Origin of the sequence: Ferrimonas aestuarii, from assembly GCF_005116665.1 — a bacterium.
Classification (GTDB): domain Bacteria; phylum Pseudomonadota; class Gammaproteobacteria; order Enterobacterales; family Shewanellaceae; genus Ferrimonas; species Ferrimonas aestuarii.
In genome coordinates this window covers 369,795-383,761 of sequence record NZ_SWCJ01000004.1, presented here as the reverse complement: position 1 = coordinate 383,761, position 13,967 = coordinate 369,795, and the positions used below count along the sequence as shown (strand labels likewise).

The window sequence follows — 13,967 nt, the reverse complement described above, 5'->3', positions numbered from 1 at the left end:
ATGCAGCAGCAGGCTCAAGGCAAAGTCACCTTACTCAGTGCCGATGGCGTCCAAGCCGATTGGCGCTGGTTTGATCGAGATTGGTTGATGCAGAATCATCACGTGGTGGGGCACTCCAGTGCCAGTGGCCGCAATCCTGCGTGGTTTCTCAAGCTGGATGAACGTCGGGCGGTGCTGCGTCATTATTATCGTGGCGGCCTACCGGGAAAGGTGATCAAAGACTGGTATTTGTGGCCTGGGCTGGAGGCAACTCGCCCTTTCAAAGAGTTGGCTCTGTTGGAGCAACTGGTGCGATTGGGGTTGCCGGTTTCCAAACCTCTGGCGGCACGAGTTGAGCGCAGCGGGTTAGGGTATCGGGCTGACCTGATTACCGAACAGCTGTGCGGGTGTCAGGATCTGGTGGGGGCATTAACTCAAGGTGAGTTGCCCAAGTCTCGATGGTTTGAGTTGGGCGCGTTGCTGCGCCGCTTCCATGACGCTGGCGTTTATCATGCGGATCTTAATGCCAGAAACATTCTGCTGGATGAGAACCAGTTTTTCCTTATCGATTTTGATCGTGGCGAGCTGCGCCAGAGCGAAGCGAGTTGGCAACAGGCGAATCTAGAGCGCCTTAAGCGCTCATTGCACAAAGAGATGGGTCGGGTCGACGGGCTTCATTGGAAGCCCGAACAGTGGCAACACTTGATGGAAGGTTATCAGGGAAAAGCCGGTTAACTTAGCTGCTGCTGAATCACTTCAAATTGGCGCTGAGTGGCTCCGCCATTTTGCGCCATAAAGCCTTGGGTTCGCTTGGCAATCTCTGAGCGAGCTTGGTCATCACAGGCAATCAATTGCTCGGCCAACTGCTGTTGGTCAGCCACTTCAATAAGAATCTTTTTAGCCTTAAGCCCTGTGGCGATCTCTTGGAAGTTAAAGTAGTTCGGTCCCATCAGTACTGGCTTATCGAAAGCCACTGGCTCCAGTGGGTTGTGGCCGCCACGTTCAATCAGGCTGCCACCGACAAAGCACAGTTCGCTGGCACCGTAGAAGGTCAGCAGCTCGCCCATGGTATTGCCAATCAGCACCTGAGTGTCTTCATCAATCTGCTCAATGTCACTGCGGCGCTGAACGTTAAAGCCCGCTTGTTGCGCCAAGTTGAAGGCGCTTTCAAACTGCTCTGGGTGGCGAGGCACCATTACCAATAGCCAGTTGGCGTCGGTATCCAGCAGCCGTTTGTGGGCCGCGAGTGCCATCTCCATCTCTCCGGGATGTACTGAGCCAGCGACCCAGTTTTGACGCCCCAGTAGCAGGTTTTGGCGAGCAGATAGCGCCTGTTGGCGCTTTTCATCATCAATTTGGATATCAAACTTAAGGCTGCCGCAGTCGGTTAGGATGCTGGGGTTCACACCAAGGGAGACCAAGCGGGCACCATCGGTGCTGTTCTGGACGGCAACGGCACTGAGTTTTTCCAGCATTGGCGTCACCAGCTTATGAACCTTGCCATAGCCTCGGGCACTGCGTTCAGACAAGCGAGCATTGGCCACCACCACGGGAATATTCAGTTTGTGGCTTTGATGAATCAGGTTGGGCCACAGTTCGGTTTCCATTAATACCACCGCTTTAGGGCGCATCGCTTTTAGCCAAGGCCGCAGCCATAGGCTGAGATCAATGGGCAAGTAGCAGTGTTCAACGCTGTCGCCAAAGTGGGTTTTGACTTGAGCGGAACCCGTGGGTGAACTGCTGGTGATCACAAACGAAGTTTCTGGATTGGCCTGTTGCAGTTTTTTAATCAGCGGCACCGCAGCGAGGGTTTCTCCCATGGAGGCGCAGTGCACAAGGATTGGCTGGTGAGGCCGAGGCAACCCCAGGCCGAATCTTTCTTTTAGCCGGCCGCGGTAATCTGGACTTTTGATGCCACGCCAGAGAAAGTAGAGTATGACTACGGGGCAGGCTAACCAAAGCAATATGCTGTAGCTGATTCGATTCATGGTGGTCGCTTGTGAATTTTCAGGCCTGCATAATAGTGCAGCCTAGGCGAGTGTTTCAAATCCGTGTAAGCCGAGGTAAGCTAGGGCAAGTGTAATCAAGGTGAGCTCAATGAAAACTAAAGATAGAATTATTAAAGCCAGTCTTGAGCTGTTTAATGAACACGGTGAACGCGCGATTACAACCAATCACATTGCAGCTCATTTGGGTATCAGCCCCGGTAATCTCTATTACCACTTTCGCAACAAAGAAGACATCATTCGATGTATCTATACCGAGTATGAAAGCTACATCGTGGAGGCGTTCCGCCCCTATGACGTAGAGCATGAAAGTGATCTCGGATTTATGGTGCGTTTCCTCGACGGTATGTTGCAGGTGATGTGGCGCTACCGCTTCTTCTACGCCAACTTGGGCGACATCCTTAACCGTGATGATGAGCTTCGCGCTCGTTACGTTAAGGTGCAGGAGAAGATGGACGTGCAGTCAGCCAGTGCACTGCGCATCTTGCGAGACAATGGCACCGTAGAGCTGGAAGACATCTACATTGCGGATCTAGCGCAAACACTGAAGATGATTGTGGCCTGCTGGATCGGTTTCCAAAGTACCCAGAAGATCGACGGTACCGTAACCAAGAACGAGATCTATCAAGGTGTGCTCAGAGTACTAACCACTTTCCGCGGCTACATTGCCGATAAGGCGCGTCCTGAGTTCGACCGCATCGAAACCCAGTATCGCCAGTTGTTGAAGGATTCTGCTGCAGAAACTGCTGAGATTTAATTCAAGCGATAGCAAATCTTGCTGCTTCCCAAGCAAAAATTTTGTGATTTAGCTGCTGCGCCTTAGGCAAAGCCCAGTTAGAATGTCGGGACTACAATAAGCGCTGGTACCGACACTGGCTTAAGACCCTCTTAGGTGGTGACCAGTAGCATCATAATCTTTAATGCCATTGGGAGGCAGCATGTCATCTTCCGCGTTTTACGCTCAGATTCAGCAGCAACTGGTCGACGTAAAAGCCGATGGGCTCTACAAGCACGAGCGAGTGATCACCACTCCACAACACACCGCAATCGAAGTCAGCACTGGCGAGCAAGTCATTAACTTCTGCGCCAACAACTACCTAGGCTTGGCCAACGACCCTCAGTTGGTTGCAGCGGCTCAGCAGGGCCTGAGTGACCACGGTTTTGGTATGGCTTCCGTACGCTTTATCTGTGGTACCCAAGACATTCACAAGCAGCTGGAAGCTAAGCTGTCCAGCTTCTTAGGAATGGAAGACACCATCCTGTACTCCTCCTGCTTCGATGCCAACGCCGGCCTGTTCGAAACTCTGCTTGGCCCTGAAGATGCCATCATCAGCGATGCGCTGAACCACGCCTCCATCATCGATGGTGTGCGCCTGTGTAAAGCCAAACGTTTCCGCTACGCCAACAATAACCTTGCTGAGCTGGAGCGCTGCCTGCAGGAAGCCGCCGAAGCGGGTTGTCGCCATAAGTTGATCGCCACCGATGGTGTGTTCTCCATGGACGGCGTGATCGCCAATCTCGAGGGCATCTGCGACTTAGCAGACAAATATGGCGCATTGGTGATGGTGGATGATTCCCACGCCGTTGGCTTTGTGGGCGAAGGCGGGCGAGGCACCCACGAACATTGCAAGGTGATGGATCGTGTCGACATCATTACCGGCACCTTGGGTAAGGCGCTGGGTGGGGCTTCCGGTGGTTTCACTTCCGGTAAAAAAGAGGTGATCGATTGGTTGCGTCAGCGCAGTCGCCCATACCTGTTCTCTAACTCACTGGCACCCGCTATCGTATCCGCGTCCATCAAGGTGTTGGATATGATCGCCGAAGGCGGCGAACTGCGGGCTAAACTGTGGGACAACGCTGCACACTTCCGCACTCGCATGAGCGAAGCAGGATTCTCCTTGGCTGGTGCCGATCACGCCATCATTCCGGTGATGATTGGCGATGCGGCCTTGGCGGCTGAGTTTGCAGACCGCTTGCTGGCGGAAGGGATTTACGTGATTGGTTTCTCTTTCCCTGTGGTGCCAAAAGGCGCGGCCCGCATCCGTACACAGATGTCTGCCGCCCACAGCCGTGAGCAGCTAGACAAGGCGATCGATGCCTTTATTCGCATCGGTAAAGAGCTGGAGATCATCGCATGAAGGCCCTGTCAAAATTAAAACCCGAACAAGGCATCTGGATGGTGGACGCCCCCAAACCTAAGGTGGGCCACAACGATCTGCTGATTCGCATTAAGAAGACCGCCATTTGTGGTACCGACGTGCACATCTACAACTGGGATGAGTGGTCGCAGAAAACCATTCCCGTGCCAATGGTCGTGGGCCACGAGTACGTAGGCGAAGTGGTGGACATGGGCCAAGAGGTGCGTGGTTTTGCCATTGGCGATCGAGTTTCCGGAGAGGGCCACATCACCTGCGGCCACTGTCGTAACTGTCGTGGCGGCCGTACTCATCTGTGCCGTAACACCGTGGGTGTGGGTGTGGATCGTGAGGGCGCTTTTGCCGAGTATCTGGTGATCCCAGCATTCAACGCGTTCAAAATCCCTGATGACATCAGTGATGATTTGGCGTCGATCTTCGACCCCTTTGGTAACGCTGTGCACACGGCATTGTCCTTTGACCTGGTTGGTGAAGATGTGCTGATTACTGGTGCGGGCCCAATCGGCATCATGGCGGCTGCGGTTGCCAAACACGTTGGTGCTCGCCATGTGGTGATCACTGACGTTAACGATTATCGCCTGAATCTGGCCAAGAAGATGGGCGCCACACGTGCCGTCAACGTAGCCAAAGAGAGCCTCGAAGAGGTGATGGCCGAGCTGGGCATGACCGAAGGTTTCGATGTGGGCCTAGAGATGTCCGGAGTACCGAGCGCCTTTAACTCCATGCTGGAGACCATGAATCACGGCGGTAAGATTGCCATGTTGGGCATTCCTCCAGGTAGCATGGGCATTGATTGGGGCAAGGTTATCTTTAAAGGCTTGGTGATCAAGGGCATCTATGGCCGCGAGATGTTCGAGACCTGGTATAAGATGGCCAGCTTGATCCAATCCGGTTTGGACATCACCCCAATCATCACTCACCACTACCATGTGGATGACTTCCAAGAAGGCTTTGATGTGATGCGCGGAGGCCAGTCGGGTAAAGTGATCCTGAGCTGGGACTGATACCGTATCAACAAATAAAGGGTCGACGATGTCGGCCCTTTTTGTTTGCTTTGGGAATGGCGTGCCAATGCAGTTGAGGATGGGGCAGCCTAGTAATGGGGCCCAGATCTTTAATATGATGAGCATTACGCAAATTAAGGAGTGTAGGCTTTGGCGAACTACAGCAACATCGAGCTGGCGCAGCTGGAACAGCTGAAGCAGCAGGGACAGGTGCAGATTGTGGACATCCGAGCCCCTGAGGCTTATCAGGCGGGTCATATCGAGGGAGCGCTGCATCTGCATCAGGGCAACATTGCTCAGTTTATTATGGATGCCGACTATGACGATCCACTGTTAGTGGTGTGCTATCACGGCATCAGCAGCCAAAGTGCGGCGCAATATCTTGCCGAGCAAGGCTTTGATGAGGTTTATAGCTTACTGGGCGGTATGGAAGCCTGGGTCCGTGCGGGTCAGGAGATAGTCCAGTGAAGGTTCGTATTGGCCAGCTGACTCAGGCAAGAGCGGCACAAGCCTTTATGGATTACCTAAGGGGAATGGGCATTCAGGCTCAGGTGCAGCAGGGGGAGTCTCTGCTGGAGATCTGGGTATTGGAACAGGATCAAGCGGTTGCCGAACGAGAGTGGCAACGTTTCGTGGCTGAGCCCAATCACCCTCGCTATCACGAAGCGTCATGGCACAGCGGCGACACCCACAGCGGGCTGAGCTACGGCAAAGGCGCATCGATGATGGCATCGATTCGCAGCAAAGCGGGGCCGTTAACCCTAACCATCATGGTGCTGTGTTTGGCGATCTACCTGCCGTGGTTTTTAGGTTGGCAACGGCCGATCTTCAACGTACTGCATTTCTTCGAGTCGTGGCAGGCATTTTCGCTGGCGGAAGGCTGGCGCATCTTTACTCCGACACTGATCCACTTTGACCCCATGCACATCGTGTTCAACTTGTTGTGGTGGTGGCAGCTCGGCGGTTTGATCGAGCGGCGGCTTGGAACCGGAAAGCTGTTTGTGGTGCTGATCGTCGGCGGCACACTGCCAAACTTGGTGCAGTTTGCCATGGTTGGTCCTAATTTTGGCGGCCTGTCCGGGGTGGTGTATGCCTTAGTTGGCTACTGCTGGATGATGGGGCGCTTACGCCCTGAGAGTGGCATTGGCCTACCTCAGAGTTACATGATGTTCTTGGTTCTGTGGATGGTGGCAGGCTTTGCTGGCTTTATGAATATGGCCAACTGGGCCCACCTAGGTGGGCTGGTCGTCGGCTTGGCGCAGGCGGGGCTTGATAGCCGTCAGCGTCACTGATACAGGAACTTAGTGAACAGCAGGTTGACCAGCAGCGGTTGGCCAACCTCTTGTTCCAGAAGGCCATTGACTGTGGTGAAGCACAGGCGACGAATCTCTTCCCGTCCGGTCAAGGATTTGATCTTATCTTCTGGCTGCTCTCCCAAAATCTCAATGATGGCGGAGCGTATCAGCGGCGCATGATGCTCAACGATGGCCATGGTATCGGCCTCTTTGATCATCAATTCGATGTTCACGCGGATATAGCCTAAACGATTGCCTTTGGTGACGTAGTTGGTGACGATCTCTGGCTCGAGGCCGTAGTACCCGAAACTGTCGCCTGCGGCGGCCGGTGCCGTCGGCTCCTCTTCAGCTAGACTAACGGGGGAGAAGATTAAGCTAGACAGAACAAGGAGTAATGCGAGTCTCATGGCCAAAATGGCTCCACGTCATGGTGATTATCCTAACTACTCTAATACAGGCGGCGGTTTAGCTCCAATGGGAGTTTTGCTATTATGCGTTTTATCGTCTTTTTAAGCCGAATTGATTGAGTCACTCGTAAGTATTTTTGAGAATTGGCATTAATCAGGCTAAAAAGGCAGGCTTAGTCAGGGAGCAGTAATGACCACAGCAACGATGGACGCACCGGCTTTCGGCGCATCTCACTCAGGGACAACACCTCCTCATATCTTGATGTCGTGGTTGCAAGACCGTGGCTCTTTGACTTTGAAACTCAAGAATCTCTGCCGCCGCTTCGAAGTTCAGCTGTTGTCTGAAGGCATGGCGCCGGCCCAAGAGTCTGGCCCCAGCTGGCAACAGGGAGAGCAAATTTGGCAGCGCCAAGTGTTGCTTAAGCTCGACGGCATTCCTTGGGTTTACGCCAATACTGAAGTTCCCCTTGAAGCCGTACAGGGCTCCAGCATCGATTTTGCATCTTTGGGCAACCAGCCTTTAGGTGAGCGTCTGTTTGCCGCCGATGATCTGATCCGGGGCCCCATTGAGGTGCGTCATTATGATGATCACTCGACCGCCGCGAACCACGCTCGGCTTCTCGGAATGCCGGTGGACAATGGGCTTTGGGGTCGCCAACGTGAGTTTTCCGTTAATGCGCTTAGCCTTCGGGTAACCGAAGTGTTCCTACCTTTTGCGGCTGCGCGCCTGTCTTAATCGAGGGATGATTTTCCAGAATGTGAACTGAGTTTGGTTCTCATTGTCGGAAATCACAGACACTAATATAAGAGATTGAGATTTCCTCGAGTGGATCTGTGAAGCCATTGTTTCGCTTAATGATGTTAGTTCTGTTCAGCTTTAGCTTAGTGGTGAATACCGCTGCGGCTAATGAACCGATCCCGTCTAAAAGCCAAGCCGAAATGAGTGGCCATCATGGGCATGCTCACTGTGGAAAAATGGCAACCGACTCACCCTGCCATCACTGTGGTGGTGAGTGTGGCCACTGCCAAGTTACCTCCTATTCACCTCTGGTGTTGATTGCCTCACACAGCCAATGGCATCTGCCTTTGCTGGCTTCGGTTGTTCCCACAACGACAGAGCCTTTACTCCTTTCACTAATATTGGATGCGGAGCTCAGGCCGCCCATCCTCGGGGCTTAATTGAGGTTTACCCTCCTATAAGATTCAGTCCCGAACAAAATAATTTATTGAAAAGAAGAGTAAAAATGAAAAAATTACTGGCTATCTTGGCCATGAGCATCGCTCTGGTATCCGCCCCTTTCGTTATGGCTGGTCATCATCATGATCACAATGGTCAGACTGAGCAACACTGCCCCCATGCCAAAGAGGGGAAGTGCGACGGCAGTTGTAAAATGAAGATGAAAGACCATCATGGTCATCATCACGGTGATGCAGCGGCCGGTGAAGAGTACACCCACGCTTGCCCGATGAACCCTAAGATCAAAGGTCATGCTGGTGATACCTGCCCTAAGTGCGGCATGGACTTGGAACCGATGAAGTCTGAACAGAAAGCGGAAGGCTACACTCACGCGTGCCCAATGAATCCTAAGATTCAAGGCTATGCTGGTGATACCTGCCCTAAGTGCGGCATGGATTTAGAGCCGATGGCCGATGCAGGCCATGGCCACGGTCACAAGCACTAACATAACTTATGCCCCCTGCTAGTTGGCGCTGGTGGGGGGAATTTGTTATAACCACCATCATGACTCGTACTTCACCGCAATCTCGACTTCAGCAATGGCTCGCCTTGCTACTGTTGTCTTTGGCCTTTATTGGTCAAGGAGCGATGGCGGCTGCACCTAAGCTAAATGCGCTGGAGATGCAGGCGGTGATGGCTCAACCAGCTATGGATTGCCATGGCCAGATGGAGTCGATGGTTGAGCAAGCCAGCGATTGCTGCGGTGGCATGCACAACAGCGATCACTGTAATCATTCTGCTCAAGTGGAATGTGATAATGGCTGCAGCCAATGTCAGTCTGGGATGTCATCAGTCTCGGTATTGATCACCTTCACTTGGCACCAGCATGAGATGCCAAGCATTGCGCCTGTGGTGCAAACCTACCAATTTGACTCCGTTGTGCTGGAGTCTGACAACCGTCCTCCCATCGCCTAAATTCAATTTTCAAACGACGACTTTGACTTAACTGTTTGTGGCAGAACGATTTTCTGCCATCTTTAGAAAATTGATGATCGATGCCTGTATCTTAGGTCTCGAGGGAGAGAACGCGATGTTCCCCAGTTTTTCTCTTTGTCAGCGCATTGCCGGCATAGTAACCGTTGTGATGGTATTGAGTTTTGCCATCACCCCAAGCTTTTCTGTTTTGGCGGCAGGTCACGGCCCTCATGCCATCGAAACCGCCAGTGAAACACCGGCGACAGCCACCTACGCGTGTCCCATGCATCTGCATCAAACCGGTGAGAAGGGTGACCGTTGTCCTGAATGTAAGATGTTTCTAACGCCAGTGGCCGCGCCTTACGCTTGTCCGATGCATCCAGACCAAACTGGTAAGATTGGCGACCGCTGCGACATCTGCAATATGTATATGACCCCGGTGGATAATCCTGAAACTGCCGCTGAAGATCATAGTGGCCATGCCCATAGTCAACAGCCAGCCCATGAGGTGAGCTTTACGCCAGCAACTCAGATGCCACAGCCTGAGTTTCTGACCAAGGCTAACTCAGACACGCCGCAATCCGGCGTAACCGTGAAATACGTCTGTCCGATGCATCCACACATTGTCTCTGATCATCCCGGTGAAACTTGCCCCATATGCGGCATGGATTTGGAACCGGTAGAGATGGGCAGCGTCGGTGAAGAGGTGGTGGTTGGTGTGCCAGGAGGCATGCAACAAGCACTGGGTATCCGGATTGCCGAGGTCAAACAGGGCACTTTGTGGCGCTACATCAACACCATTGGTACCGTGGAGTACGATCAGGATGCCATCAGTCATGTGCATGCCCGGGTCTCCGGTTGGATTGAAACCCTGGGGGTTGCTGCCGCCGGTGATCAGGTTAAAAAAGGCGATCTGCTGTTTGAGCTCTACAGCCCGGAGTTGGTGAATGCTCAAGATGATTTTTTGTTGGCTATCGATAGCCTGAAGAGGGATCAGCTGCGAGGCAGTGAGCTGCTGCGCAAAGCCAAGTTGCGCCTAGAGCTATTGGGGATGGATGCCAAGCTGATCGCCCAGCTAGAGCGCAGCCAAAAAAGCCTCTATCGAGTGCCGTTTTACGCCAAACACGATGGCGTCATCAGTGAGCTTAACGTTCGTGATGGCATGTATATTCAACCTAATACCGAAGTGATGAAGTTGGTGGATCTCAGCCAAGTTTGGGTGATTGCCGAGGTGTTTGAGCAGCAACAAGGTTGGTTTAAGCCGGGCCAAGATGCGGCGGTTACCGCAGCGGCGCTGGGCTTGTTTGAGCTGGAAGGGAAAATTGATTACCTCTATCCAGAGCTGGATCCGGTAACCCGCGCCCTGCAAGTACGAGTTCAGTTGGCCAACCCCCAAGGGAAGCTGCGTCCCGGTTCACTTGTGGATGTGGAGCTCTATGGCACCGCCAAGCGTGGGTTGACCTTAGTGCCTACGGAAGCCTTGATTCAAACCGGCTCGAGCAACCGCGTGGTGGTGCAGCGCAGTGACAAGGAGTTTGTGGTTAAAGAGGTGCGCCTAGGTATGGTGGCCAAAGGTAAGGCGGAAGTGCTCAGCGGGGTTGAGCCAGGAGAGCAGGTGGTGGTTTCAGGCCAGTTCCTGCTTGACTCTGAAGCCAGCCTTAAAGGCAGTTTGATGCGCTTAAGCTCCTCGCAGGATGGCGAAGCAGCAGCGATGCAATCTCACGCTGGTCATCAGCACTAGGAGGCCGCATGTTAGAAAAGATCATTGCTGCCTCAATTAGGCAGCGCGTCATGGTGCTGGTGTTGACCGCCGTCGTGGCGCTCATCGGCTGGCAGGCGCTTCGAACCACACCACTGGATGCACTGCCGGATCTCTCCGACGTTCAGGTGATCGTCAAAACCAGCTATCCAGGGCAAGCCCCTCAGCTGGTGGAAGATCAGGTGACCTATCCTTTATCGACTGCCATGTTAGCTGTACCCGGCGCCAAGACGGTGCGGGGCTACTCCTTCTTTGGTGACTCCTACGTGTATGTCATCTTCGAGGATAGCACCGACATCTACTGGGCACGCTCTCGAGTGTTGGAATACCTGTCTCAGGTTCAAGGGCGTTTGCCTGCGGCGGCGGTGCCAGAGCTTGGGCCGGATGCCTCCGGGGTTGGCTGGGTGTATGAATACGCCCTGGTGGACCGAACCGGAACCCACGATTTGGCGCAACTGCGCAGTCTGCAGGATTGGTATCTGAAGCTAGAGCTGCAAAGCGTCGCAGGGGTGTCAGAAGTGGCGACCATCGGCGGCATGGAGCAGAGCTATCAGGTGGTGGTCGACCCTCACAAGTTGGCGTTGTATAAGCTGGACATCGGTAAGGTGAAACAGGCTGTCGAGCGTGCTAACGCCGAGGTGGGTGGCTCAGTTATCGAGATGGCTGAAGCGGAATACATGATCCGTGCGACTGGCTATCGCCAGCGGCTAGAAGATTTTGCCGACATCCCCTTGGGCATCGTCAGCGAGGCGGGCAACCCGGTGCTGCTAAAAGACGTGGCCATGTTACGTATCGGTCCGGCGTCTCGCCGTGGCATTGCTGAACTTGATGGTGAAGGCGAAGTGGTGGGCGGCATCATCGTTATGCGTTACGGCGAAAATGCCCTAGCGACCATCGATGCGGTTAAAGCGAAATTGCAGAGCCTTAAAGCGGGTTTGCCGGAAGGGGTTGAGGTGGTGACCACCTATGACCGCTCCCAGTTGATCTTAAATTCGGTAGATAACCTTAAGAGCAAGGTGATCGAGGAGATGCTAGTGGTGGGCTTGGTATGTCTGCTGTTCCTGCTGCACGCTCGTTCCACTCTGGTGGCGGTGATCACCCTGCCGTTGTCGATTCTAATCAGCTTTATCGTCATGGGCTGGATGGGGGTGAATGCCAACATCATGAGTCTTGGTGGCATCGCCATCGCTATTGGTGCCGTGGTGGATGCGGCCATCGTGATGGTGGAGAACGCCCATAAACATCTGGAGCATTATCGTCATCAGCATGGCGATGAGCCTCAAGGGGAAGCTCGCTGGCAGCTAATCAAAGAGGCTTCGGTCGAAGTAGGGCCAGCGCTGTTCTTTAGCTTGCTGATCATCACCTTAAGTTTTATGCCGGTGTTTGTTTTGGAAGCTCAGGAGGGTCGGTTGTTCCACCCGCTGGCCTACACCAAAACCTTCGCCATGGCGGCTTCGGCGCTGCTGGCGATCACCTTGATTCCGGTATTGATGGGCTACTTCATTCGCGGGCGCATCCCCGATGAGCGCAAAAATCCCATCAGTCGAGTGCTGATTGCCATCTATCGTCCTTGCCTAAATGGCGTACTGCGATTCCCGAAATTGACGCTGGCGGTGGCGTTGGCGGTGTTGGTGAGTGCCTGGTATCCCATGTCCAACTTAGGATCTGAGTTTATGCCAGAGTTGGAGGAGGGAGATCTGCTCTACATGCCAACCACCTTGCCAGGGGTGAGTGCTGGAAAGGCGGCGGAGATCCTGCAACAGACCGACCGGCTGATTAAGACCGTGCCCGAAGTAAAACGGGTATTTGGTAAAGTTGGTCGTGCGGAAACCGCCACGGATCCGGCGCCGCTGACCATGCTGGAGACCACCATCATGTTGCAGCCACGAGCGCAGTGGCGTGAGGGAATGACGCTTGCTGGCATCGTCGATGAGTTGCAAGGCATAGTTAAAGTGCCGGGCATGACCAACGCCTGGGTACAGCCGATCAAAACCCGTATTGATATGCTGTCTACCGGCATCAAGACGCCAATCGGCATTAAGATATCTGGGGCGGATGTCGACGAATTACAGCGAATTGGCGGCGAGATTGAAGCCATTTTGGCGCCAATTCCCGGAACGGTTTCCGCCTTTGCCGAACGTGTTGGTGGTGGCCGCTATATCGACATCGAGCCGAAGTTGGCGGTAGCTGCCCGCTATGGCTTGTCTTTGGATGATGTGCAGAATGTGGTACGCCTAGCCATCGGCGGCATGCAAATTGGCGAATCGGTGCAGGGCGCTGAGCGCTACCCGATCAACCTTCGTTACCCACGGGAGCTGCGTGACGACATCAATAAGCTCAGGCAACTGCCAGTGGTGACCAGTAATGGTCATTACTTGCCATTGTCTGCCGTGGCGGAGATCAGCATCAGCGATGGTGCGCCGATGCTGAAAAGCGAGAACGGCCGCCTGATCTCCTGGGTGTTCGTGGACATCAAAGACGTGTCCATTGGAGAGTACATCGACAGTGCCCAAGCGGCGTTAGATAGCCAACTCAAGCTGCCTCCTCGCTACAGCATCAGCTTTGCGGGTCAGTATGAGTACATGCAGCGGGTGGAAGCCAAGATGACTCAGGTGATTCCAATGATGCTGGCAGTTATCTTCCTGCTGTTGATGTTGACCTTCGGTTCGACGGTGCAGGCCAGCGTTATCATGCTTAGTCTGCCTTTCGCCCTAGTGGGCTCGGCGTGGCTGCTGTATCTGCTGGACTTTAACCTGTCGGTGGCGGTAGCGGTGGGCATGATCGCCCTAGCTGGTGTGGCGGCGGAGTTTGGGGTGGTGATGCTGGTTTACCTCAACAACGCCATTAAACAGCGTCAGCGAGAGGGCAACTACCACAGCCGTGAGGACCTCAAAGATGCATTGATGGAGGGCGCCGTTATGCGCATCCGTCCTAAGGCGATGACGGTAGCCACCATCTTCTTTGGCTTGCTGCCGATCATGTGGGGTGCAGGTTCTGGTAATGACGTGATGCAGAAGATTGCTGCGCCTATGGTTGGCGGAATGGTTACCGCACCGCTGCTGTCCCTGTTCGTGATACCAGCACTGTATCTGCTGATCTACCAAGGCAAACTAAAAACGAGCTGATGAGAGTTCGGGTCATCATCGATAAATAGGGGCACGTTGGTGCCCCTATTTGTTGGATTTTCTGAACAGTCCATTCAGCGCTGG

General features: G+C 53.8%; 14 protein-coding genes. 12 read left to right on the top strand and 2 right to left on the bottom strand.

Annotation, left to right across the window (positions count from 1 at the left end; genetic code table 11):
• Nucleotides 1-714 carry a 3-deoxy-D-manno-octulosonic acid kinase gene (locus FCL42_RS08685; RefSeq protein WP_136863005.1) on the top strand — a complete coding sequence of 238 codons (714 nt, stop codon included), beginning with the start codon at nt 1-3 and terminating at the stop codon, nt 712-714.
• Here the strand turns inward: FCL42_RS08685 and waaA are convergent.
• Nucleotides 711-1,967: a lipid IV(A) 3-deoxy-D-manno-octulosonic acid transferase gene (waaA, locus tag FCL42_RS08680; RefSeq protein WP_136863004.1), complete on the bottom strand. Its 1,257-nt coding sequence runs from the start codon at nt 1,965-1,967 to the stop codon at nt 711-713. The genes FCL42_RS08685 and waaA overlap by 4 nt on opposite strands.
• Before the next feature lie 109 nt (nt 1,968-2,076).
• Here waaA and FCL42_RS08675 point away from each other — a divergent pair, with 109 nt between their 5' ends.
• From FCL42_RS08675 to glpG, 5 genes are all read left to right on the top strand, one after another.
• Nucleotides 2,077-2,742: a TetR/AcrR family transcriptional regulator gene (locus FCL42_RS08675; RefSeq protein WP_136863003.1), complete on the top strand. Its 666-nt coding sequence runs from the start codon at nt 2,077-2,079 to the stop codon at nt 2,740-2,742.
• Between the two features lie 181 nt (nt 2,743-2,923).
• Nucleotides 2,924-4,123 (top strand): glycine C-acetyltransferase, encoded by a 1,200-nt coding sequence (locus tag FCL42_RS08670; RefSeq protein WP_136863002.1) that lies wholly within the window; start codon nt 2,924-2,926, stop codon nt 4,121-4,123.
• Nucleotides 4,120-5,145, top strand: coding sequence for an L-threonine 3-dehydrogenase (gene tdh / locus FCL42_RS08665; protein WP_136863001.1), 1,026 nt, complete (start codon nt 4,120-4,122; stop codon nt 5,143-5,145). Before FCL42_RS08670 ends, tdh begins: the two co-directional genes overlap by 4 nt.
• 150 nt (nt 5,146-5,295) lie before the next feature.
• Entirely contained in the window at nt 5,296-5,613 is a 318-nt protein-coding gene (gene glpE / locus FCL42_RS08660) for a thiosulfate sulfurtransferase GlpE (RefSeq protein ID WP_136863000.1), read from the top strand.
• Complete coding sequence (gene glpG, locus FCL42_RS08655; protein ID WP_229359816.1) at nt 5,610-6,437, top strand: rhomboid family intramembrane serine protease GlpG; 828 nt, start codon at nt 5,610-5,612, stop codon at nt 6,435-6,437. The genes glpE and glpG overlap by 4 nt, the downstream gene beginning before the upstream one ends.
• Here glpG and FCL42_RS08650 read toward each other — a convergent pair.
• Nucleotides 6,431-6,853: a flagellar basal body-associated protein FliL gene (locus FCL42_RS08650; RefSeq protein ID WP_169308337.1), complete on the bottom strand. Its 423-nt coding sequence runs from the start codon at nt 6,851-6,853 to the stop codon at nt 6,431-6,433. The genes glpG and FCL42_RS08650 overlap by 7 nt on opposite strands.
• A gap of 184 nt (nt 6,854-7,037) precedes the next feature.
• Here FCL42_RS08650 and FCL42_RS08645 point away from each other — a divergent pair, with 184 nt between their 5' ends.
• From FCL42_RS08645 to FCL42_RS08620, 6 genes are all read left to right on the top strand, one after another.
• Nucleotides 7,038-7,583, top strand: coding sequence for a chorismate--pyruvate lyase family protein (locus FCL42_RS08645; protein ID WP_136862998.1), 546 nt, complete (start codon nt 7,038-7,040; stop codon nt 7,581-7,583).
• A 98-nt stretch (nt 7,584-7,681) separates the two neighbouring features.
• Nucleotides 7,682-8,026, top strand: a complete 345-nt coding sequence (locus FCL42_RS08640) for a hypothetical protein (RefSeq protein WP_136862997.1) — start codon at nt 7,682-7,684, stop codon at nt 8,024-8,026.
• Between the two features lie 65 nt (nt 8,027-8,091).
• On the top strand, nt 8,092-8,529 hold the full coding sequence (locus FCL42_RS08635; protein ID WP_136862996.1) for a heavy metal-binding domain-containing protein: 438 nt from the start codon (nt 8,092-8,094) through the stop codon (nt 8,527-8,529).
• A gap of 59 nt (nt 8,530-8,588) precedes the next feature.
• On the top strand, nt 8,589-8,999 hold the full coding sequence (locus FCL42_RS08630; RefSeq protein WP_136862995.1) for a hypothetical protein: 411 nt from the start codon (nt 8,589-8,591) through the stop codon (nt 8,997-8,999).
• A 115-nt stretch (nt 9,000-9,114) separates the two neighbouring features.
• The gene (locus tag FCL42_RS08625) at nt 9,115-10,740 is read left to right on the top strand and encodes an efflux RND transporter periplasmic adaptor subunit (RefSeq protein ID WP_169308336.1); all 1,626 of its coding nucleotides are present in this window, start codon (nt 9,115-9,117) and stop codon (nt 10,738-10,740) included.
• Nucleotides 10,741-10,748: 8 nt separating this feature from the next.
• Nucleotides 10,749-13,883 (top strand): efflux RND transporter permease subunit, encoded by a 3,135-nt coding sequence (locus tag FCL42_RS08620; protein WP_136862994.1) that lies wholly within the window; start codon nt 10,749-10,751, stop codon nt 13,881-13,883.
• The last annotated feature ends 84 nt before the right edge of the window (nt 13,884-13,967 follow it).